General features: G+C 53.6%; 21 protein-coding genes. 4 read left to right on the forward strand and 17 right to left on the reverse strand.

Annotated features, from left to right (window positions below):
• Positions 1 to 227: 227 nt before the first annotated feature.
• The 12 genes from A9165_RS02975 to gspC are packed head-to-tail and all read right to left on the reverse strand — an operon-like array spanning position 228 to position 11399.
• Positions 228 to 977 (reverse strand): type II secretion system protein N, encoded by a 750-nt coding sequence (locus tag A9165_RS02975; protein WP_065954867.1) that lies wholly within the window; start codon positions 975 to 977, stop codon positions 228 to 230.
• Position 978: 1 nt separating this feature from the next.
• On the reverse strand, positions 979 to 1446 hold the full coding sequence (gene gspM / locus A9165_RS02980) for a type II secretion system protein GspM (protein WP_008609655.1): 468 nt from the start codon (positions 1444 to 1446) through the stop codon (positions 979 to 981).
• A complete protein-coding gene (gene gspL, locus A9165_RS02985) occupies positions 1443 to 2633 on the reverse strand; it encodes a type II secretion system protein GspL (protein WP_008609657.1) in 1191 nt (396 codons plus the stop codon). Before gspL ends, gspM begins: the two co-directional genes overlap by 4 nt.
• The gene (gspK, locus tag A9165_RS02990; RefSeq protein WP_039925526.1) at positions 2630 to 3622 is read right to left on the reverse strand and encodes a type II secretion system minor pseudopilin GspK; all 993 of its coding nucleotides are present in this window, start codon (positions 3620 to 3622) and stop codon (positions 2630 to 2632) included. The genes gspL and gspK overlap by 4 nt, the downstream gene beginning before the upstream one ends.
• Positions 3619 to 4233, reverse strand: coding sequence for a type II secretion system minor pseudopilin GspJ (gspJ, locus tag A9165_RS02995; RefSeq protein WP_008609659.1), 615 nt, complete (start codon positions 4231 to 4233; stop codon positions 3619 to 3621). Before gspJ ends, gspK begins: the two co-directional genes overlap by 4 nt.
• Positions 4220 to 4597 carry a type II secretion system minor pseudopilin GspI gene (gene gspI, locus A9165_RS03000; protein WP_008609661.1) on the reverse strand — a complete coding sequence of 126 codons (378 nt, stop codon included), beginning with the start codon at positions 4595 to 4597 and terminating at the stop codon, positions 4220 to 4222. Before gspI ends, gspJ begins: the two co-directional genes overlap by 14 nt.
• Positions 4597 to 5163 (reverse strand): type II secretion system minor pseudopilin GspH, encoded by a 567-nt coding sequence (gene gspH, locus A9165_RS03005; RefSeq protein WP_008609662.1) that lies wholly within the window; start codon positions 5161 to 5163, stop codon positions 4597 to 4599. Before gspH ends, gspI begins: the two co-directional genes overlap by 1 nt.
• Positions 5163 to 5606 (reverse strand): type II secretion system major pseudopilin GspG, encoded by a 444-nt coding sequence (gene gspG, locus A9165_RS03010; RefSeq protein ID WP_008609663.1) that lies wholly within the window; start codon positions 5604 to 5606, stop codon positions 5163 to 5165. Before gspG ends, gspH begins: the two co-directional genes overlap by 1 nt.
• 1 nt (position 5607) lies before the next feature.
• Positions 5608 to 6828, reverse strand: a complete 1221-nt coding sequence (gene gspF, locus A9165_RS03015) for a type II secretion system inner membrane protein GspF (RefSeq protein WP_008609664.1) — start codon at positions 6826 to 6828, stop codon at positions 5608 to 5610.
• Entirely contained in the window at positions 6828 to 8333 is a 1506-nt protein-coding gene (gene gspE / locus A9165_RS03020) for a type II secretion system ATPase GspE (RefSeq protein ID WP_008609665.1), read from the reverse strand. Before gspE ends, gspF begins: the two co-directional genes overlap by 1 nt.
• On the reverse strand, positions 8330 to 10423 hold the full coding sequence (gspD, locus tag A9165_RS03025) for a type II secretion system secretin GspD (protein WP_008609667.1): 2094 nt from the start codon (positions 10421 to 10423) through the stop codon (positions 8330 to 8332). Before gspD ends, gspE begins: the two co-directional genes overlap by 4 nt.
• Before the next feature lie 28 nt (positions 10424 to 10451).
• Positions 10452 to 11399, reverse strand: coding sequence for a type II secretion system protein GspC (gene gspC / locus A9165_RS03030; RefSeq protein ID WP_008609668.1), 948 nt, complete (start codon positions 11397 to 11399; stop codon positions 10452 to 10454).
• Between the two features lie 160 nt (positions 11400 to 11559).
• Between gspC and hslR the strand changes: the two genes are divergently transcribed.
• The gene (gene hslR / locus A9165_RS03035) at positions 11560 to 11973 is read left to right on the forward strand and encodes a ribosome-associated heat shock protein Hsp15 (RefSeq protein WP_008609670.1); all 414 of its coding nucleotides are present in this window, start codon (positions 11560 to 11562) and stop codon (positions 11971 to 11973) included.
• Between the two features lie 10 nt (positions 11974 to 11983).
• The gene (gene hslO, locus A9165_RS03040) at positions 11984 to 12826 is read left to right on the forward strand and encodes an Hsp33 family molecular chaperone HslO (protein WP_008609671.1); all 843 of its coding nucleotides are present in this window, start codon (positions 11984 to 11986) and stop codon (positions 12824 to 12826) included.
• Between the two features lie 52 nt (positions 12827 to 12878).
• Here the strand turns inward: hslO and A9165_RS03045 are convergent, their stop codons facing one another.
• The 4 genes from A9165_RS03045 to A9165_RS03060 form a co-directional block, all read right to left on the reverse strand.
• Positions 12879 to 16613 carry a S8 family serine peptidase gene (locus A9165_RS03045; protein WP_039925527.1) on the reverse strand — a complete coding sequence of 1245 codons (3735 nt, stop codon included), beginning with the start codon at positions 16611 to 16613 and terminating at the stop codon, positions 12879 to 12881.
• 285 nt (positions 16614 to 16898) lie between these two features.
• Positions 16899 to 18209, reverse strand: coding sequence for a two-component system sensor histidine kinase EnvZ (gene envZ / locus A9165_RS03050; protein ID WP_008609674.1), 1311 nt, complete (start codon positions 18207 to 18209; stop codon positions 16899 to 16901).
• Positions 18206 to 18931 carry a two-component system response regulator OmpR gene (ompR, locus tag A9165_RS03055; protein ID WP_008609675.1) on the reverse strand — a complete coding sequence of 242 codons (726 nt, stop codon included), beginning with the start codon at positions 18929 to 18931 and terminating at the stop codon, positions 18206 to 18208. The genes envZ and ompR overlap by 4 nt, the downstream gene beginning before the upstream one ends.
• 116 nt (positions 18932 to 19047) lie before the next feature.
• Positions 19048 to 19248, reverse strand: coding sequence for a hypothetical protein (locus tag A9165_RS03060; protein ID WP_008609676.1), 201 nt, complete (start codon positions 19246 to 19248; stop codon positions 19048 to 19050).
• A gap of 180 nt (positions 19249 to 19428) precedes the next feature.
• On the opposite strand from A9165_RS03060, the gene greB reads away from it, so the two are divergent.
• Complete coding sequence (gene greB / locus A9165_RS03065; protein ID WP_008609677.1) at positions 19429 to 19932, forward strand: transcription elongation factor GreB; 504 nt, start codon at positions 19429 to 19431, stop codon at positions 19930 to 19932.
• Between the two features lie 48 nt (positions 19933 to 19980).
• Entirely contained in the window at positions 19981 to 22302 is a 2322-nt protein-coding gene (locus tag A9165_RS03070; protein WP_008609678.1) for a Tex family protein, read from the forward strand.
• Between the two features lie 47 nt (positions 22303 to 22349).
• Here the strand turns inward: A9165_RS03070 and A9165_RS03075 are convergent, their stop codons facing one another.
• Entirely contained in the window at positions 22350 to 23222 is an 873-nt protein-coding gene (locus A9165_RS03075) for a putative metalloprotease CJM1_0395 family protein (protein WP_008609679.1), read from the reverse strand.
• Positions 23223 to 23226: the final 4 nt, after the last annotated feature.

Genomic DNA, 23226 nt, shown 5'->3' on the forward strand with positions numbered 1-23226 from the left:
CAGATCAAGTCTGAGCTAGTACACATAATATTAACAACAAACCAATGGAATAGCTCATTTCCACTCCCCATCACACATTACTCTTACAGATCTAAATTTCTACCTTAAAAACATCAATGAAATCGTAAGGACTTGATATTGACACAAATCGGTGGCGAGCATTGCCCGCCATCACTTACATATCCACAGCATGCGCAGCAAAAGGGAGAGAAAATAAATACCAAACATCAGAAATTTAAGCGGTAGCGGCCCTCAGCGTCGGGTGCGCCAACGAACTGCATCGCCTGATGCACCTCAGCCGGCAACTCTGCCGCTGGTTTCAGGGTGCCGCTAACCTGCAGTTTACCGGCAGCATTAACCGTTGCCCTTACGTCTAACGCCAGAATATTGGCCGGATCGGTAATCAGCACCGGTTGTTGCTGTTCACACTCGAGGCGGGCATTAAACTGCTGCAGTTGCAACCAGGTACCTGTCGGCGGCTGCAGGCTGGCATCAAACCAGCTGAGCTGGCCAGCAAGGGTCTGGCAACGGCCACTTTGCAAAGTCAGACGCTGAATATCCAGCACTAACTCGCCGCCGGCCTGCACCGGCATCGGCAATTGCAGTAATGGCAGCAATAAAGGTACCGGCAGTTTAATCAGGCTGGAATGCACACTGATACCCGCCGGCGTGGCCCAGACCCGGGCCTGCAAATAGGGTTGCTGATTTTGCTGCACACTACCGGATTGCAGTGCCAGATCTAAGCGTAAGCGCAGTAATGACCAGGGATTAAGCTGCCAGTTCAGTTCATTTAACTGCAGTTGCTGGAAGCGCAGCTGTTGCACCTTCCCCTGCCACAGGGTGCCCGTAACCTGACCCAGTTGCAGTTGTGGCGGCAAGCTCACCAGCTTTAACCACCAGGCTGCCGGCGTTAATACCAGCATAAACAGCAAGTAGGCAACCAAGCCCAGTGCGGCCAAAGGCCAATGTTGTTTCATACTACTCAATCACCATTCTGCGAACTCTGACAATACCGGCCTTATCTGTTGCGGCAACGTCTACCTGCACCAGCCGCACCCCGTTCTGATAGTACAGCTGATGCAACCAGGGCAACAATTGTTCGAACGCCACATCTTCCAGTACCAGTTGCAACTGCTCATTCTGCGGCTGCATCCGGCTAACCCGGATATTAAAGCTTCGGGCACTGGTGCTGATAATTTGCGACAAGCTGCCACCGCTGCGTGCCGTTACCGTGGCGCCCTGCAACAACGGAGCCGCCTGTTGTAACGCCTGCAGCTGTTGCTGCACCTGTTGAATTGCTACTGCGTTGCGCGCCTGTGCCTGGTGCAGTGGTTGCCACAACAGCCAGTAAAAGGCGCCGAGCAACAGCACAGGAACACAGAGTAACAGCAGTTGTTGTTCGCGTTGCGCTAAACCTTGCCACCAGAGCAGCACCCGTTGTTTCATACCTTACCCCGCATTACTACTGTGCCCTGTACCCGGCTGCCATCGTTGCTCAGCGCGCCCTGCTCTATGCTATAGCCGGCTTGCTCCAGCACGGTTTTTAACTGTTCAAAACTCTGAAAACCTGCAGCACTGGCTGAAAAGCGTAACTCATGCCGCGCCGCGTCATAGCGCAGTGAGTCAAGCTTCACATCCGGCAAGCCTTCCAAGCGTTGCTGTAGCGCCTGTAATTGCACAAAGAAATTCTGCTCGTTAGGTCCGACGCCGGCAGCCTGTAACTTCTGCTGTAACTGGCGGTTTAAATTCACGATCCGCTCACCCGGGAACAGCTGCAGATAATTAGTTTGCAGCTCGGCGGTCAATTGCGTCAGCTGCCGTTGCTGCTGCCAGACACCGATACCCAGCTGTAACAGATAGGCCAGCAGCAAGCCGCCAGCCAGGGCGGCACTGAGTCGCCATTGCTGCCAGGTTTTGTTCTGAGGCTTTTTCGGAGTATAGGGGCCTTGTAACAGGTTGAAACTGGTCGCAGTCAGGCCTCTGGCCAGTAAGGCCAGGGGTAACTCCGGAGCGGCAGCCTGATGTGGCTGGACAATATGTTCAGGCCAGGGACTGTACGTTGTCAGTTGTGGCAGAGCAGCCAACGCCAGGTAGTCCTGCCACCAGGCACTGTCGATCGCTGTTGCCTGCCAGCTGTCCAGTCGCAGTAACCATTGCTGTTGCAGTTCAATACAAGCCGGTAATGTATCAGCTGGTAGTAATAACGCATCTGGCAGCATCCGGCTAACATTAAAGCCTGCCTGTTGCAACCAATCTAACCATTGCTGCAAACGTTCGCGCTGGCAAATCGCAACCTGCTGCCGGTACTGCCCCTGCTGCAGTTCAGCCTGTCCGTGCGCAATAAAAAGCTTATCAATATCTTCAGCCTGCTCTTCTTCCAGCATATAGGGCAGCGCCTGCAGTAACTGACGGTTCGGTTTGGCCGGTAAGGTCACCGTTTTCAGTACCACATCTGCGGCCGGTACCAGCGCGATAACGTTGCGCCGTCCCAGCCGCTCGGCCAGCGCGGCTAGCGCCGCCACACCGGCAACCTCGCCACTGGCTATGATGTCTGCGGTTAGCGGTGCATAGACCAGCCAGCTGATTGGTTGTTCAGGCTGACTGGCCAGCCGGATTAGTAGTTGTTCATTCACCCCTGGCCTCCAAAGCGCCGGGCCAAAACCCTGATGGCATTATTTTCTTCTCGTTTAAATAGTGTACTTTGCTGAAAACCACTTTCCTGATAAGCCGTCGTTGCCTGTAACCGGAAATACTCGGATTTGACGGCCAGTGCCGCCTTCACATCGGCCGGCACTGTCAGCCCGGCCAGCGCCGGGCTTTGTAGAAAACTTTCTACATCGGTGTAGCCCTGCTCCGGCCGGTTTAATACCGCATCCTGCGCCTGAGTTTCGGTCATCTCCGGTAGCAGCGCCTGTAACAGGACGGCGCTTTGCTCCGTTAACGTATTCACATTCAGCAGCAATACATCGTTTTCCGGCAGCACGCAAATATAAGGCAGCAGTAATTGATAATCTGCCGGCGTCAGATCGAGGATTAACCGCAGTTCAGTCTCCGACACCATCAAGCTGTTGGCGGTATAATAGGGAAATAACAAGGCGGCATAATCGTCCTGTTCCGCGCCCCCGGCAGAATTCAGAATACCATCCTCGTCCAGCCAATCACTGAGCCGCGCCGTCAGATTCTCGGCCGGCATACTGAGATCGGCTGCCACCAGCTCCAGTAAACGCAGGAAGGTGCGCTGCGCCAGCGTCTGCACCTGACCTTGTTGCCGGTCTGGTTGTTTTTGCAACGCATTCAGGTTAAAGCAACTGTTCAGATCACGGATTTCTCCGGCGATCTGGCCGTCATCCACCATAAAGCTCGCGCCCTGCTGCGCCCAATCCTGCCCCAGATGCACCACATCCTGCCCTTGCAACGAACGACGCAACAACACCCGGGTAAAGGCTTCTGCCCCCATTGCATACCAAAACGCCTGCTGCTGTTGCTGCAAATTCTGTTGCCGTTGTATTTGCAACTGCAAGCGGCCACTCATCTCAACCGCCAGCACGACCACAATCGCCACGATCAAGAGTACGGTGATTAAGGCTGCGCCTCCTTGTGACCGCGGATAGCATCTGTTCATTCAGCACCCCGCCACAAGCCATCCGGCAACACGTATAAGCGCTCAATTTCACCCAGCTGTTGTTGCTTTAGCGTGACCTTCACCGCCTGCGGTAAATACTGATGATGCCAACGCTCTTCCCAGCGTTCGTTATACCAGTATTCAATTGCAAAGGCCTCAACACCGTCCAGTAACATCTGCTGTTGCGGCTCAGTGTCATTGACCGCGTCGACGTATAAGGTAAACAAACGTTGTAATTGCCCGTCTTGCAGGCGATAGGCCACAGCCTGCAATTCGCTGCGGGGCAGCAACATCCCCGGATTACGCCAGCCCTGGCGGGTAAAGCTGATACCATGATCTTCACTACCGAGCAAAAACGGCTCACCCCACAAGCGCTCTTGTTTCGGCGGGTCTCCCTGGATCCGGACCTGCCGGGCACTGATCTGCAGCAAATCACGCTCCAGCAGCAGCATGGCCTGTTGTAACTGGCGCAGTTGTGCTAAGTGCTGCCGTGATAATTCATCACTTTGCGTGACATTACTCAGAATGGCGACCGAGGCTAATCCCACCATCGCAAAGATCGCCGTCGCCAATAACATTTCGATAAAGGTAAAACCCTTAACCCGGCGCATCGGGACGCCCTATATAGGTTTTCAGCTGATAGACGACTTGCTCCGGCTGCTCAGCCAGGCGCACGCTAATCTGCAGCTCGCGCAGATCCTGATCAGGCACCGTAACGGCTCGTAATTGCCATTGCCAATCCCGGTTGCCGAGGCTGACTTCGCCCTGCTCCAGCTCACGCGGTGGCCAGCTGCGATTCAGTTGCGCCTGCTGTAGTTGATTATTGGCAATCATGCTGGCGAGTGTTAATTCTTCCAACTGAGCAACGGCGCGTAAATGACTGGCACTGGCCTGCAAAATGGCCGCACCGGCGGTGGCAAAAATCGCCAGCGCGATCAGCACTTCCAGCAAAGTAAAACCGCGCCACTGCCGCATTATTCTGCTCCGCTAAAGCGGCTGAGCGGGACACTGAAATCGGTACCCACCCGCACCTGCACGGGCGGCCGTTGCTCAGCGGCCTGCAACACTAAACGAAAGGGGGTAATTTCACCGGAAGATAAAATAAATACCTGTGGCAGAGGGGGTTTATTCGCAGCAGGCGCATCGGTAGCCTCAGCTTGCGCTTCCTGCTGCCAGCTGACCTGGCCAAGCAAATTAAACTCAGCACCAGGCAAGCCTTCTAATTCCAGCAGCAGTGACAATTGCTCCGGCAACTGATAGGTTTTAGCGGCGGCAACCTCAGGCGCCCATTGCCAACCATCCGGCCCATAATAAACGAAGGCATATTGTTGCTGACTCACCACCAGACCCCATTCCTGCTGTCTCAGCAACGCCGTGTCGGCAATAAACTGAAACACCTGGCTAAAGCGCGTTGCTTCGCGTTCCAGCCGCTGCTCGGTGCTATCGCCGCTAAAGGTAAATACCACCGCACTGGCTAAAATACCAATCAGCAGCAACACCAGCATCACTTCCAGCAAGGTAAAGCCGGCACGGCGCAGCATCAGTTACCGCCAGCGCCATCCGCGTCAAGATTCCAGTTGCCGATATCATCATTGGTACCGGCTACCCGATCCGGGCCCTTACTAAAGACATCAATCCGCCCTAACTGTCCGGGACTGACCAGAATATACTCCTCTCCCCAGGGATCCTTTGGTAAACGCCGGATAAAGCCACCCTCCGGAAAGACCCGCGGTACCGGCTGCGAGGTGGGCGCCGTGACCAGAGCGTCGAGGCCCTGCTCTGTTGTCGGGTAGAAACCATTACGCAGGCGATACATATCCAAAGCGCTTTCCAGTTGCTGAATATCCACCACCACTTTTTGCCGTGCCGCCTGTTCCTGATTACCCATCAGGTTAGGCACCACCATACTGGCAATGATGCCGAGGATCACGATGACCACCATCACTTCCAGCAGAGTAAAACCTTGTTGCTTTTGCCTTAACATCTTAAGCACCTACCATATTATTTAACGCTAAAATGGGTTGTAGTATTGCCAGTACGATAAATAACACCATACCTGCCATCACGGCCACCAGCACGGGTTCAAACACCTTTAGCGAGACCTTAACCAGGGTTTCAAATTCGGTGTCCTGCGCATTGGCGGCACGTGCCAGCATGGCATCTAACTGCCCGCTTTTTTCACCGCTGGCTATCATATGCAGCATCATCGGCGGGAACAAGCGGCTTTGTTCCAGCGCACTTTTTAATGAAGCCCCTTCCCGTACTCTGGCGGTGGCATCGGCCAGCGCCAGTCGCATATAGCTGTTACTGAGCACTTCGGCACTGATCCGCATCGCCTCCAGCAACGGCACCGCACTGGCATTCAAAATACTGAGCGTCCGGGCAAAGCGTGCCGTATTCAGCCCGCGCGCCACCTTGCCCAGCAAGCCCAGCCGCAATACCAGCTGGTCCCACTGCAAGCGCAAGCCGGGTTTTTGTAAGGCGCGCTGCCAGGCTACTGCTGTCAGTAAGATCGCCAGTAACACTAAGACACCGTAATGGCGTAAAAAGTCACTGGCCGCAATTAAGAATAGTGTCGAGCCGGGTAACGATTCTCCCATATGCTCAAACTGTACGACGATCTTCGGCACTACCGCCGCCAGCAGGATGCTGATCACCAGGATGGCAAAGCCGGTCAGAATTAACGGGTAGAGCATCGCCTGCAGGATCTGACTGCGCATATACTGGCGCTGCTCGGTATAATCCGCCAGCCGGTTTAATACCTGCTCCAGATGGCCGGATTTTTCGCCGGCCGCCACCATCGAGCGGAATAAATGATCAAACACATACGGAAACTCCGCCAGCCCCTCTGCCAGACTGTAGCCTTCTACGACCTTAGAGCGCACCGCCATCAGCATATTTTTCAGGCGGGGTTTCTCGCACTGCTCGGCAACCGCTAACAACGCGCTTTCTATCGGCAGCGCGGCCTCAACCAGGGTGGCCAGTTGCCGGGTGATCAGCGCCAATTCGGCAGCAGATATCCGCCGCTGCAACCAGGGGCCGCGGTTGGCGAGTTTTTTTTCCTGCTGTGACGCCAGTTCCACACTGAGCGGCGTCAGTTTACGCTCACGTAAAATTTGCCGGGCGTGGCGCGCGTTATCAGCCTCCAACACCCCTTTATTTTTTTTACCGCTGCTATCTAATGCCTGAAACTCAAAGGCCGCCATTACAGATCCTCACGGGTAACCCGCAGCACTTCTTCCAGCGTGGTTACGCCGGCAAGCACCTTAGAGAAACCATCGCTACGAATACTGGGGCTCAGTGCCCGGGCGTATTTTTCAATCGCCTGCTCGCCCTTACCATTATGGATCATCTCACGCATCTGCTCATCCACCACAATCAGCTCATGGATACCGGTACGGCCGCGATAGCCGGTATCATTACAGTGCTCGCAACCGACAGCGCGATAGATCAGCGCGCCTTCTTTCTTGGTAATACCCAGCAGATGACGTTCTTCTTTATCCGGCTCATGTGCAGCTTTGCAATGCGGGCAAAGCGTACGCACCAAGCGCTGCGCCAGTACCCCCAGTAAGCTAGACGACAGTAAGAACGCCTCCACCCCCATATCCTCCAGCCGGGTAATGGCGCCGGCAGCGGTATTGGTATGCAGGGTCGATAGCACCAGGTGACCGGTCAAACTGGCCTGCACCGCAATCTGTGCCGTTTCCAGGTCGCGGATCTCCCCTACCATCACCACATCCGGGTCTTGCCGTAAAATGGCTCTCAGACCGCGGGCAAAGGTCATATTCACCTTGGTATTGACCTGGGTCTGGCCGATACCTTCCAGTTCGTATTCGATTGGATCCTCTACCGTCAGGATATTCCGATCTTTAGTATTAATTTCGGTTAAACCGGCGTACAACGTGGTACTTTTACCGGAGCCGGTAGGACCTGTCACCAGGATAATGCCATGCGGTTTTAGGATCAGCTGCGAGAACAGCTGCTGCACGGCAGGGGTCATGCCCAGATCCGCTAAATTCAGGTGCGAATTGTTTTTATCCAGTAACCGCAGCACCACCCGTTCGCCATGACTGGACGGCATCGTCGAAACCCGCACATCCACCGCCCGCCCGGCGATCCGCAGACTAATACGGCCATCCTGTGGTACGCGTTTTTCGGCAATATCCAGCTTCGCCATAACCTTGATCCGTGATACCAGCAGGCTGGACAGGCGGCGATTTGGCCGCAGCACTTCGCGCAGCAAGCCGTCGACCCGGAAGCGGATAATCAGCGCTTTTTCAAAGGTTTCGATATGAATATCTGAGGCGCCAAGCTTAATGGCTTCGCCGAGCATGGCGTTAATCAGTTTGATAATGGGCGCATCGTCTTCGTTTTCCAGCAGGTCTTCGGCTTCCGGGATATCTTCCGCCAGTGACGCCAGATCGACCTCGTTACCGATATCTTCCATAATCTGCTGCGCTTCACTGGAATCGCGCTGATAGGCGGCTTCCAGCAGAGCTTCAAAAGCCAGAGCATCCAGTTGCTGCACCTTAAACGGCTGCGCCAGCAAACGACGCACTTCCAGTAACGCCTGTGGCGGCGTGGCCGGCTGCACGTAGAGCAACCAGCCATCGTGATGCGGCTGCAGCAGCACGCCAAACCTTTTGGCGAAACTAAAGGGCAATCGCACCCGCTGCGTCAGTACCGGATTAAGTTGTTCCATCTCTGTCATGGCTTAGGCTGTCCTGCCGGCGGCTGTGGCTCTTGCTGTTGCATAAACTCTTCAAAACTCGGCGGCAGCTTCAGGCTGTCGTCCCATTCCGGCAAAATCGCCTGCCGGGTTTGTGGCATTAAGCGGATCCCTTCCTGGTCACGTTTAATTTGCTCGGCGCGGATAAAGTTATATTTTTGCTTACTGATGCCATTAATGGCATTGCCGTCGCGCACTATAGTGGCACGAATAAACACCATCAGGTTGCGTTTGCGTTTGCTGACACTGGTTGATTTAAACAGATGGCCCAGTACCGGGATATCACCCAACAGCGGCACCTTGGATTCACTTTCCTGCACATCTTCGTCAATCAAACCACCCAGTACAATAGTCGCACCATCGTCCGCCATCACGGTGGTTTTGATTTCACGCTTATTAATAGTGATATCGACCGCTGTTGCGCCACCAATACTGGAAACTTCCTGCTCGATCACCAGCTGCACGGCATCACCTTCGTTGATTTGTGGTGTCACCTTGAGCTTAATGCCCACTTCTTGCCGCTGTACTTGCTGGAACGGGTTGGTATTGTTAGAGCCCAGTGACGAGCCGGTGATAATCGGCACTTCCTGACCGACCAGGAAAATCGCTTCCTGATTATCCATGGTCGTAATATGGGGTGTCGCCAGTACGTTGGAGTTGGTGCTGGTACGCACGGCCTGCAAGATCGCCGCCCAGTTACCATTGTAGAACCCCAGCAAGGCGCCATTGAGCCCTTGCAGGGCCTGAGCTAAGCCGGAGTAGTCACGATTGGTATCTGGCGTAGTGGTGGTAATTAACTCACCGGTAGTCGGGTCACGCGATTGCGTGGTAGTACCGCGGGTGATCTGCGAAGCCTGAGCTGCGCCAGCCGCAATATTCACGATCGGAATAGTATTAGTGCCGGTAAAGTTAGTGCCACCGCCATTGGCGTTTAGCCACTGTACGCCGAAATCGGTGCCGTTACCGTCAAACACCTCGACAATAATGGCTTCGACCAGGACCTGAGCACGCCGGATATCCAGCTGCCGTACCACATCCTCCAAAGAGCGCATCATATCCGGCTGCGCGGTAATCACCAACGAATTACTGTCGGCATGCGCTTCAATACTAATAGAACGGCCACCAGCTGCCCGTCTGGGTGCCGGTTGTCCGCTCTGTTGCGCGCCCTGGGCTTCGGCAGCAATAGAATCACTTACCCCGGTGAGCACCGGCACCAGGTCTTCCGCTTTGGCATACTTCAGATAAAACACCCGGGTATTACCGCTGGTTTGTAACTCTGCATCCAAACGGCGGGCTAATTCAATGACCCGCTGCCGGGCTTGGGCTTCGCCACTGACAATCACGCTGTTGGTGCGTTCATCGGCGACAATCCGTGGCACCAGAAAATCCGGTTGCTCGCCCCGGTTCTGGGTGCGGTAGATGCTCTCCAGAATCCTGACAATTTCTGCAGCCGAAGCAAAGTTCAGTTTCAGAATTTCCAGCTCCTGATCACCCGCTTTATCTACCCTTTGAATAATATCCACCAACCGGTTTACCAGCGCAGCAGGGCCGGTCATCATAATCACGTTGGACGGGTCATAGTTCACCACATGACCGCCACCGCCCTGGTTAACAAACTGCCGTAACAGAGGCGCCAGTTCACGCACTGAAACATTGCGCACCGGAACCACCCGTGTCACCATCTCATCGCCATAGCCCGGCGCCTCATCCCCAACCACCGGGATATTCGAGGTTTTCGCATCCTTGTCGCGTACCACCTTCAGGATGCCGCTCTCCATCTCGACCACAGCAAAACCGTAGACTTGAAGTACGTTTAAGAAGAATTGGTAGTACTGTTCTTCCGTCAGCATATCGTAGCTGCGCACATTAATCCGGCCACGGACCTGCGGATCGACAATGATGGTTTTTTTCAGGTTCATACCGACGATATTGATAAACTCATTAATGTCGGTACCTTTGAAATTGGGAGAGTAGCGAATGTCGCTGTCCGCCACGACGCTGAAGCTAAGTAGCGCAGCCAGCAGCGCCGTCGCCAACGGGCGTCTTGCCCTGGAGAAAAAAGCTGATTTCATGAGAGATTAACCAATTCTTATCGTTATTTTACTGTGACAGACTAAACAGAATATCTCTGATTTCGCCATCCCGTTCAATCTTTAACCGCGCTTCAGATGCATCGCGCAAATCGTTGATTACCCGCATCGCTTGCTGCATATCATTCAGCGGTATACCGTTAATTTCGATCGCCAGATCATTTTGCTGTAAGCCCATTTGTGCAAACAAGGCCGCATCTTTGCCGGCCATCAAACGATACCCCACCAGCTGGCCATCACGCTGTACCGGTGAGACCCGCACGTAGTCAAAAAATTTCATCGGTTCAGCCAGAATTTCATCGCGTTGTACCTGCACATCCGGATTAATCACTCCAGATGCGATAGGCGCGGCCAGCACTATGGGTTCTTCTGCCTGTAACTGATAATCCGCGTTATTGTCGCTCTGCCCCAGACCAGCGTTAGCCTGAGCAATGCGGGTAAACTCAACACCGTCGAGCATCAGGGTTTCAAAGCGGCCATTTTGTTCCAGTAGCACCCGATCTTCCAGCACTTGAGATAAGCGGGAACGGGTACCTTCGATCTGATCACCCACCGCATAGGTGGTCTCGCTGCCGCGCTGTTCAATGATGGCGCTGCCGGCCTCCGGTCGGCCTGGCACTGAGACCAGGCCGGTTAACTTAACATTTAATTGGGTTTTCGGTGCTTCGGTTACCTGCGCTACGGCAGGTGTAGTCACCTCAGCCGAGGCCTGACCAAACAGGGCGTAACGTAACAGGTTATTCAGCGCAACCGGGGCTTGCTGTGCTGGCGTCACACTAACACCAGCTGGAAGCGCAGGGGCAACCGGTTGGGGCACCAGTTGCCAGCTTAAGCGCGCCAGCAACCAAGCCAGTAGCAGCACCAACAGCAGATTCAGCACCAGGCGCAGCGGTTGTAACGGCAGCCGCTGTAAATATTGCCAGCCAAGTTGTAGTTTCGGGTGAAGTGTCGCGTGCATAGCCTTTATCTTTTAATCAGTTCCACTGCATCTTACTGAGTAAGACCGCCGACAACAAGCTTTGTTAATAGCTTTTACAAGCCTCTAACGCCAAAGTACGACCTGCAACTTATCGGTTTTTGGGTGTATAATCAAAACTCCAATTACTATCAGGTTTCTTATGCCACAAACTACCGCCAACGCTACAGCTACCGACCTTGTTGTTCGCCTTGATAAATGGCTTTGGGCCTGCCGCTTTTATAAAACCCGCGGCCTGGCTAAGGAAATGATTGAGGGCGGCAAGGTGCACTATAATGGTCAGCGCTGTAAAGCCGGTAAGTTGGTTGATATCGGTGCCACAGTGCGACTGGCACAGGGAGCAGACGAAAAAATCGTGCTGGTCCGCGGGCTGTCTGATAAGCGCCTGGCTGCCCCTCTGGCACAACAACTTTACGAAGAAACCGCCGAAAGTTTGGCAGAGAGGCAAAAACGCGCCGAACTGCGAAAAAACAATGCGTTATTTGCGCCACACCCGGAAACAAAACCGGACAAAAAGGAGCGCCGGCAGCTCTTGTTACTTAAATCGCAGCAATGAGAATTCAAGCATGACTGATGCACTAATCCGTTTTTTATTTCAACAAAAGCATGTGCGTGGTGAGTTGGCCTATGTCGAGGATAGCCTCGATAAGATGCTACAGCATCACCAGTACCCACTGCCGGTCAAGCAATTACTGGCAGAGCTGGTGGTTGCGACCAGTTTACTGACCGCCACCCTGAAATTTGAGGGTGAAATTGCGGTACAGCTGCAAGGTGATGGACCCGTGCGTTTCGCGGCAGTCAATGGCGATCATCAGCAAGCCTTCCGCGGTGTGGTGCGGATGCAGGCTGAACTTAGTGGTGACAACTTCCGGGATCTGGTCGGTAATGGCTACCTGGTCGTGACCATCACACCGGTGCAGGGTGAGCGCTATCAGGGCATTATTCCGCTGAGTGGCGACAGCCTGACATCAACACTGGAAGCCTATTTCGCACAGTCAGAGCAGTTACCAACCCGTCTTTACATCTATACCGATATCAGTAATCGCAACCGTGCCGCCGGCTTTATGTTGCAGGTACTCCCGGTTGAGCAGGACAAAGCCCGCGAGGATTTTAATGAGCTGGTGGTGCTGAGCGATACCCTTACGGCTGGTGAACTACTGGATTTGCCGCCAGAAGAAGTATTACACCGCCTGTTTCACCAGGAAGTAGTTGAAGTATTCCCGGCCCAGCAGATTAGTTTTGTCTGTGGTTGCTCGAAGCAAAAATGTGAATCGGCTTTATTCAGCCTGGGACGCGCGGTGATAGCCGAGCAACTGGCACTGGGTGGATTGGATATGGCCTGCGAGTATTGCAACAAGTCGTATCATTTCAGTGCTGACGAGCTGCAAAGCATTCATGACCAGCTGTAAAAAAGCCACCGCGTAGCGGTGGCTTGTTAGTTAACCAGCTTCAGATTTGTGTTCAGACCTTAACCCGGCGCCGTAACCACAGTAACGGCAACAGTAACAGCCCTAACCAGCCCGCACTACCACCCGATCTATGGGTGATAGTCACTTGAGCTGTGGCTGTTGCCTGTAATCCGGCGGAATCACGCGCGGTCAAGGTCAGACTTTGGGGCCCGGCATCTGCTTTCACTGGTGCGCGGGTAAGCACGATCTGACCATTTTGCACTGCAAACAGCGGATTGCTGGATGTTACGCCAGTCAGTGTCGCGCCGGCTTCCCTTACCTGCACCGTAGCAGTACCGACCACAGTACCGGCTGCGGTACCAGATGGCAGTGAACTCAATGTCACAGCAGCGGTGATGACAGGTGGCGTATCCGGGATATTAACCACTTCCACCGTCACTGTTGCCGGTGCTGAAACCTGACCCGCACTATCCAATACTGCCACTTCAAAGCTCACCTGTGTCAGACCCGCTTCGTAATCCAGAGCTGTCTGATTAGCGACCACAATACGGCCATCGCTGTTGATAGACAGTGCCGCCGACGAGCTGCCCAGAACGACAAACTCAGTCACCGCAGTGCGGAAATCACTCTCTGCTTGTAACTGACCAACGACGGTACCAGTAGCTGTATTTTCATTGACACTGAAAGTTTTGCTACCAGCCAGCACGGGCTGCGCTAAAGGCGCCGCATAGTTTGCAACTGCTGCGGCATCGGCCTGAGTCGACAACAGCACAAAGCTGCGGTTATCGCCGGCAGGTCGCTGCAGATAGGCCGACTCACCCGGTGCCAGCTCACTAACGGTAACTGAGGTTGCTGCCGCTGGGCCTTCTGCCGGCGCCAGCGACGAACTAAAGGTCACAGCAGGTGACGGGGTTAACGTCACCTGAGCCGTTAGCTGATCGGCTGTTTGAGCCTGACTGTAGCTTAATGAGAAGGAATCTGGATTAGTCCGGAACCGCGCATTAATGGTACGGCCCAGATCTGCCGCCGTTAGACCAACATGGTTAAAACAGGCTTCCAGCGTGATCTGCTTACTACCGGCAAAATGCAATACATCACCGAGGAATCCGTTGGTGGTGTTGTACAGCGTATTAAACGAAACCATTACCCCGGGGCTTTGTGCATAGGTAGTACCAAGACGGGTTAACAACAGGGTATTCATGGTGTAGTTAAAGACACCATCATTGTTGATATCCAGATCCAGCGCGTAGTTACCCTGCAGTAGGTGAGTTACCCCTTCTGCCAGATGGAAAGTTGGATATAAAGCATAACCTGAACTACAGGCGCTTGCCGGCGCTACATCAAAAGTAATGGCCCGGATATCATGTATTGGATTGATGGCCGGGTTAGCCGCCGAGGTGGCAACCAGAGTGGAGGCAAAAGGCTCAACCGGGATCACGCCGGTATTGGTGATTTTCGTGGCAACCTTGCCATCGACCAGCTCGCCCGATAGCGCCAGTTTGCCAACGGCTTTCGGGATCAGGTGGTACACCAGATGCAGATCATGATCAGTTGCTGTGCTGGGGTCATTAAAAATCAGGGCACCATCAAATTCAACCTTGTCCATCTGAGCCGCAGCTTGCAAAGCAGAGTAGAAGACACCGTTGGTTAACACAAAGTCAGGTAACCTGGCCGGATCAACCGTTAGTGTGACGTCAAATTCTATGGTTTGTTTGGCTGGAACCGTTACCGCAGCCGGGAAACTCCAGCTTAACGCCCCTGTCGCCGATTTATCAGCATAGCGATCCTGGATCCGCAGGTTATAGGTTTTATTGGTGTTACTGAAGTTTTTCAACGTGACCCGTTTGGTCATGCTGCTTGGTTTATCCAGCGACTGTAAACCAAAAGATAACGCCGCCTGTGCGGTATCGAAGCGCGCGTCATTCACCCAGGCTGCGACCGGCGAGTTAACGGCTTTCTCGACATCCACCAAACCTGCACCAATCTGGCTGATTGATGCTAATTTAGCATCCGGATTGATACCCACCGGTTCACGGTGCACCGTCAGATTCGCCGTATTCATTAGCGTGGCTTTAATTTCCAGCGCATTGCGCTCAGGTAAGGCACCGCGCAGCAGCGCAACAGCACCAGCGGTAATTGGGCCAGAGAACGAGGTACCATTAACCGGAGCAGTGCCGGTACCTGTACCTAAGCGGGCAACCTGGATCGCGACCCCCGGTGCAGTAATTTCCGGCTTCAGCAAACCATCCATCGATGGACCGCGTGACGTAAAGTTAGCAATAGCACCGGCACCAGATTTGCCAACGGAACGAATATCGTAGCTAACTGTTTCGCCAGCTTCCAACTTGGCTTTGATAGCATCGCCCACTTCTTTGGTAATCATTACTGACGGAATCGTTACCGCTGGATCATCACCACCCGCTACGATCGGCGCCTCACCCGGATTACTATTCGCAATAATCACAAAGGCAGCGCCACGCTCTTGTGCAACCTTAACTTTGTCGGCAAAGGCGCAGACACCACGCGATACCAACACTGTCTTACCGGTTAAATCAACCTCGGCAGGCAGCGCATTACAGGCCGTATATTCGCCCGGCACCACCACCAGTGGTGTGTTGGCAGAACTAAAAGCAAAATCCAGAGTTCGATTAAAGGCAGAAGCTGTCATCACTGCCGTCGCACCATCTATTACCGCAGCTTCAAAGACTCCAACCGCAGCTTTCGGGTGTGTCATAGCGCCCACAGAAAGTGCGTTAGGTGTGGTACTAGGACCGCCAACCCGGAATGGCACATTACCGTCGTTACCTGCCGAGATAACCAGATTTGTCCCCAGTTTTACGGCACGCTGAATTAAGAACTGAGTACCACTAACTGCTTGGGTTGAGCCAAATTGGCCACCAAGTGACATATTGATAATATCGACCCGATCTTCCATATTGCCATCGCCGTTCGGGTCCATTGAGGCTTCTAATGCTCTTAGCTGAGCGACACCCGGACAGGTATTAGTACAAACGGTATAGGCATAAAAAGCTACTTTTGGTGCAATGCCAGATACCGAATGTGCCACAGAAGTACCATGGCCGGCACCAGCCAGACGGACATCGTCGATAGGATTAGGGTCATTCCGCAAAAAGTCGTAGCCACCGATAATCTGACCAACTGGCCAGGCTGGTGCATTAACCTGGTCACTTAACGCTGCATTGTAAGCAGCCGTGGTGCCAGGACCACCCAATAAGGCATGGGTATAATCCACACCGGAGTCCAGAATAGCAACCCGGATCCCTTCACCGGTCGCTTTGCCAGATTGCACCGTTTGCAGCGCCCGGATGTACTCGGCGCTGTCAACCACCATCGGCTTACTATCATAGATAGGCAAAATATTCTGTACTGCGCTGTGCTTACGCATCTCGGCCAGAGCTTCAGTAGAGGCGTTCACCACCAAACCAGCTGCCAGATGTTTGGTCGCCAGTAAGATTTCAGCATCCGGATCGACGCTGTGCAGTTGAAACGTCACTTCCTGCTGAATTTGTTCTGCAGTCAGCTGATACTGTGCCGCCAACTGTTGATCAAAGCGCGAGCCTTGCAAGGCGTCACTGGACGCCGGGGCATTTAGCAGGATTAACCAGGCACTCGGTTGCTCAGTTTCAGCATGTAGGCTAACTGCCGTTTGGTTATTAAAGATTTCGTGCACACTTTGGCCATGTGCTGTTCTGAATTGCTCGATGCCGGCTACCGCAGACCCGGAAATAGCCAAGCCGACAGCTGTTGCCAGCAGGGTTTTATTCATTTTTCCCAAGGTATTACTCCTTCCAGATTATTATTGTTATACCGGGCGAGATATTTTATTTAGTTACCCGGTGGCTGGTGAAAACTTTGCCAAAATGACAAAGCAACCAGGGGCACAGTGAGAGTCTGCGCCCATAAGAGATCATCTCTCTTTACCTGTTTTTACCACAGCTTTGGATGGATGCAATGCTAAAAAAATGGATTAATGTAAAAAATAATGACACTTTTCCGTGAGATACTGTAATTTATATTTTACAGCTCCATAGTCAAATGAAGGTTATGCGGGCTATTGTGGCGACTTCAGCGGCAGGCTGACTGTCACCACCAACCCCCCTTTGGCATGATTATGCAGACGTACTTCGCCATGATGCATGGCAACGATTTTCTTAATAATGGCCAGCCCCAAACCAGAACCGCCACTACCCCGGGCTTCATCCCCCTGGACAAAGGGACTAAACATCGCCTGCATCTTATGCTCCGGAATACCAGGGCCGTGATCCCGCACTTCCAGATAAAGCCATTTCGCTGCCCGCTCATAGCCGGTGCTAATTTCGATATCACCTTCACTGTAGCGTAAGGCATTTTCCAGCAAGTTATTCAGCATGCGTTTCATTGCCAAACGACGTAAAGCTACTAAGGGCAAAGCCGGATCAAGGTAAGTTAGGATCTGACGCTGCTGCACCTGTTCCGCCTGCACCAGATCGCGGACCAGCTCATTTAAATCCAGCAGTTGTGGCTCTTCCTGCTTATGGTGCCGCAGATAATCAATAAACTGATCGATAATGGCATTCATATCCTCAATATCGTTAATGATGCCATCGCGGATCCAGGCATCCGACTCGCTCATCATCTCCGATGCCAGCCGGATACGGGTTAACGGTGTACGCAAATCATGCGACACCCCGGCCATCAGTAAGGCCCGGTCTTCCTCCAGTTGCCGGATCCCCTGTGCCATATAGTTAAAGGCCTTGGTTACCGCCAGGATCTCAGTGGCCCCCTCCTGCTCTGATAACGGCGGCGGAAATTCACCGCGCCCAACCTGCAGTGCCGCCTGCTGTAACTTCTGTAGCGGCCGGTTCAGATGTCGGGCCAGCGTCCAGCCACCCAGCACACTTAAGGCGCCAATCATCAGCAAATAAAAAGTGAGCAACGGAAAACTGGCTTCGTCCAGCCCGGCCAGCGGCACCCTGACCCACAGGTCCTGCTCAAGATCTGGTCTGACCCAGAAGATAAAACTATCGGTTTGTGAAATTCGGACCTCGGCTTGCTGCTGCAGCTCATCCGACAGTTGTTGTGAGAAGTACCCGTAATAACTGGCCTCGGCCAGTCCCTCTCGTAAAGCTTGCTGCTCGTCAAATACCCGCACCTGTGTCGCTTGCTGAAAATGTGCCGCTATAGCCTGTTGTAACTCAGGATTGGTGGCTGTCGCTGGCAATGCCAACCGGACCTGTTTGGCGACCAGATGACTGATTTGCTGGGTGCTGGGTTTAATCACATAAAAAGCGACTGACAGGTAAGACACCACCTGATTAATTAACAGCATGATGCCAATCAGGAATACCGTTTGCCCGAAAGCGCTGCGCGGGAAAAATCTCATCCGTTCAGACTACCGTCCGGCACAAAAACATAGCCCAAACCCCATACCGTTTGAATGTAACGCGGATTAGCAGCATCGTCTTCCAACATCCGGCGTAAACGCGATACCTGCACATCAATGCTGCGCTCCATCGCGGAATAGTCGCGGCCGCGGGCCTGATTCATCAGCTTATCGCGTGATAAGGGTTCGCGGGGGTGGCTTACTAACACCTTTAATACGGCGTATTCACCACTGGTCAGGGGGAGTTGTTGCTCACCTTTAAACATTTCCCGGGTCGCCAGGTTAAAACGGTAGGGACCAAATTCAACAATACCTTCGGCCTGACTGGGCGCGCCCGGCACCTCCTTGGTTTTGCGCCGCAATACCGCGCGGATCCTTGCTAACAACTCTCTTGGGTTAAAGGGCTTAGGCAAATAATCATCAGCCCCCATTTCCAGGCCGATAATCCGATCTACCTCGTCACCCTTTGCCGTTAACATAATGATCGGGATTTCGTTTTCCTGCTGGCGCAACTTGCGACAGATCGACAAACCGTCTTCACCGGGTAACATCAAATCCAGCACCAGCAAATGAAAGTGTTCGCGTTCCATCAAACGTTGCATTTGTTCGAAGTTCGCCACGCTACGTACCTGATAGCCTTGTTCCACCAGGTAGCGCTCCAGCAAAGAGCGTAGTCGCAAATCATCGTCGACTACCAGAATCTTGGTTGTTTCAGTGACCACTACCCTATCCTTATTTCTGATGCTTTTCAGGTCACTATAAACGAAAATGCCGTCTTTGCATCGGCCAGACGGCATAAACTATGTTACAAAGTTTGTCTGCTCGGCAGGGCGACAAATTACTGTTGGCCCGCGTCCTTTTTCATGGGCGGGTTAACCCAGTAAATCCTGGGGCTGAGACTGTTTTTCTTCGCTGCGGCTTCGACCTGATTAATATAATCCTGATCAAGCTGACTACGGGCAGTCTGCACCGGCGTCGAGCTGCAGCCAGCTAACAGCAGCAAGGACGCGACGATGGCAATTTTCTGGCGCACTTTCATTTACACCTCTCCTGTTACAGGTTATTGCATTTTAAGCCTAGCCAGCACGGCTGAGATTGCCAAACCAGGCTGGTCGAAATTTAACCAGCAAAGGGCCGCAACTGGCTAAAAAGCTTTACGCTCTGCCGCACTATGGCTGATAATCAGCGCCAGTGCTGTAAGAAGGGAATGTCATAACAGGTGAAACGCACCAGCAGTAAAACCTTGCTAATTACCCGCGAAGGCTATCAACAGCTCAAAGCCGAACATGATGAGCTCTGGTTCAAAAAACGCCCGGAGATCACCCGTATTGTCAGCTGGGCTGCCAGCCTTGGCGATCGTTCGGAGAATGCCGACTACACCTACAATAAGAGATTACTTCGGCAAATTGACAGTCGGCTGCGCTTTTTACGCAAACGGCTGGATGAGCTGACTATTGTCGATTACTCACCACAGCAAGCCGGCCGGGTGTTCTTTGGCGCCTGGGTCGAATTGGAAGATGATGCTGGCAATAGCCTGAAATTTCGCATTGTCGGCCCGGATGAAATCTACGGCCGCAAAGACTATATCTCGATCGACGCCCCTATGGCCCGCGCCTTACTGAAAAAACAGGTCGATGATGTGGCCACGGTTTCCACCCCAAATGGTCCGAAAGACTGGTACATTGTGGCTATCGACTATCCGCAGCCAACCCAGCCTAGTTAAGGCTTTAAGCTCAATCGCTGCGCCAAACCGTTACAGGAATTTAGTGTTATGTCTATGCTGATTAATCAAATTGCTACTGAAATCGCCGCCCGCCCGGAGCAGGTTGCCGCCGCCATCGCCTTGCTGGATGAAGGCGCAACAGTGCCTTTTATTGCCCGTTACCGGAAAGAGGTCACCGGCGCCCTGGATGACACCCAGCTGCGTATCCTGGATCAGCGCCTGAGCTATTTGCGAGAACTGGAGGAGCGGCGCCAGGTGATCTTAAACACCATCGCCGAGCAGGGCAAACTCACCGCCGAACTGGAACAACAAATTCGCGCCGCAGATAATAAAACCCGGCTCGAAGATTTGTATTTGCCCTATAAAACCAAAAGACGTACCAAGGGCCAGTTAGCTATTGAGGCCGGCATGCAGCCACTGGCTCTGCTGCTGCTCTCAGAACCAACACGGCAACCGGAACAGGAAGCCCTCGCCTATCTTAACGCTGAGGCCGGTTATGCCGATGTCAAAGCCGTATTAGAAGGCGCCAAATATATTCTGATGGAGCAATTCGCCGAAGACGCTGACTTGCTGGCCCGTTTGCGCGCCCATCTGAGTCAGCATGCCGTGCTGCAAAGCCGGGTTGTTGCCGGCAAGGAGCAGGAAGGTGCCAAGTTCAGCGACTACTTCGAACACAGCGAAGCGCTGAAACAGGTGCCTTCGCACCGGGCGCTGGCCATGTTCCGGGGGCGCAACGAAGGCATACTTAACTTGCAGTTACTGCCTGAACTGAGTGAACAACCACACGCCGTCTGTGAACAAATGGTCGCTGAGCAATTTCAGATCCGGCAGTTGGACCGGCCGGCTGATGCCTTCCTGCGCACCGTTGTACAGTGGACCTGGAAGGTAAAACTACAGCTGCATCTGGAAAATGATTTATTGAGCGAACTGCGGGAACGGGCCGAAGCCGAGGCGATCAGGGTATTCGCCCGTAACCTGAAAGATTTGCTGATGGCCGCACCCGCCGGCATGCGCCCGACTCTGGCACTGGACCCCGGACTGCGCACCGGTGTAAAGGTCACGGCCATTGATGAAACCGGTAAGCTGTTAAATCACACCACCATTTACCCGCATGCGCCCCAGAATCAATGGGATAAATCCGTTCAGGCGCTGTCGGCCTTGTGTAAGGCCTACCAGATTGAGCTGATTGCGGTTGGTAATGGTACCGCCTCGCGGGAGACCGATAAACTGGCCGCTGAGGTGATTAAGACACTGCCCGGTCAGCGGATCAGCAAGGTGATGGTGTCCGAAGCCGGCGCCTCGGTGTATTCGGCATCGGAGTTGGCGGCGCAGGAATTTCCGCAGCTGGATGTATCCTTGCGGGGCGCCGTCTCGATTGGCCGCCGCTTACAGGACCCGTTGGCCGAGCTGGTAAAAATTGAACCCAAAGCCATCGGCGTTGGCCAGTATCAGCATGATGTGAACCAGAGCTTACTAACCAAATCGCTGGATGCCGTAGTAGAAGACTGCGTCAACGCGGTCGGCGTCGATTTAAATACCGCCTCAGCGGCATTACTGGCCCGGGTGGCCGGCCTGAACAAAACGCTGGCACAAAATATTGTGCAGTATCGCGATCAACATGGCCGCTTTACCAGTCGCAGCCAGTTGTTAAAGGTGCCGCGTCTGGGGCCAAAAGCCTATGAGCAGGCCGCCGGCTTTTTACGCATTAATAACGGCACTAACCCACTGGATGCCTCAGGTGTGCATCCCGAAGCCTACCCACTGGTCGAGAAAATTGTTGCCGCGCATCAGAAAAGTGTCGAGCAGTTGATTGGCAACAGCAGTTTCCTGAAACAAATCGATGCCCGGCAATTTGTCGATGACCATTTTGGCTTACTGACTATTGCTGACATTTTAAAAGAGCTGGATAAGCCCGGTCGCGATCCACGGCCGGAATTTCAAATGGCGAACTTTAAAGACGGGGTGGAAACCCTGGCCGATCTCAAACCCGGCATGTTGTTGGAAGGGGTGGTCACTAACGTCACCAACTTTGGTGCCTTTGTTGATATCGGCGTGCATCAGGATGGCCTGGTCCATATCTCCTCGCTGGCCGATAAGTTTGTCAGCGATCCGCATCAGGTGGTCAAAGCCGGCGATATTGTTAAAGTGAAAGTATTGGAAGTCGATCAGGCCAGAAAACGCATCGCCCTGACCATGCGGATGGATGAACAGGCCCGCAGCAACGGCGACAGTAATGTTTCGACTGCTGGTAAGGGTCGGCCAGAGCGCAGCTCGGGCAGCAATAAAGCCAGCCAGACGCCAAAACAGGAACAAGGCAACGCAGCAATGGGTAATGCGTTAGCGGCTGCCTTAGCGAAATTTAAAAAGTAGGGTAAATATTCGCAGGAAAAACCGGAATTGCGGCGGCTGCGAGCAGATTAAACCTGCTGCCGTAATGGCCGCTGTGCCGGTTCAGTTGCCAGCTGATAGAAATTTTCAATCACCTGGCTGCGTCTGGCCATAAGTGCCTGCCATTCCAGTCGTTCACGTTGTGGTAAAACAATATCGGCTGCATCAGCCTGGGTAAGCTGTGACTCAGCTGCTGTAGAACCTTCCTCAGTCGTGCTGCTATCACTGGCTGCGGCATTAGCGAGCGGCGCCTTCTCGGCGATAAGCTCGGCCTGAGCTTGCAACAGGCGTTGGCCAGCTTCCGCCGCGATACTGCGGTCAGCTGCTGAGGGTTCGGCCGGTGCCAATGCCGCCGCCTTGACCTGCTGCATTTTCTGAACCGTCGCTGCCGGATCACCCGGTACCGGTGCCAGATCAATTTGCACCTCGCCACCTACGGCATAGCGTTTACCGTCAGGGCCTTGTTGATAGTCGTAACTGGGCGCGCTGGCGTAACGGCCCCCGACAATGGCATGGGCCTGCTCATGTGCCCGGACTTCCTGATCACGCGCCTGCAGTTCGCGAATTTCCCGCTGCTCGGCCTGTTGCTGTTGTTGTTCTTGTTCCGACTGTTGCCCGGACTCTTGCTTTTCTTCCTGCTCGCCGCGCTCACCCTGCTCACCTGTTATCGCTTGCTGCGTCTCGGTTTCCTTACCATTGGCATCATACAGCGTAACATTCGCGCTACTATTCGCAGCACCACGTTGCCGATCATCTGTCGCCAGCGGCCGCTCAGCGGCACCTTTTTCCAACTCCTTTACCGGCTCAATCGGCTCACGCCGCTGCATATCACGCCGCGCCTGCTCCGTGGCCGGATTCGCGGTGTTAATGCTGACGTTGGGGTAATAGGAGGTGATTTGCATCGCA

The sequence above is a fragment of the Alishewanella sp. HH-ZS genome (assembly GCF_001704375.1).
Taxonomy (GTDB): Bacteria; Pseudomonadota; Gammaproteobacteria; order Enterobacterales; family Alteromonadaceae; genus Alishewanella; species Alishewanella aestuarii.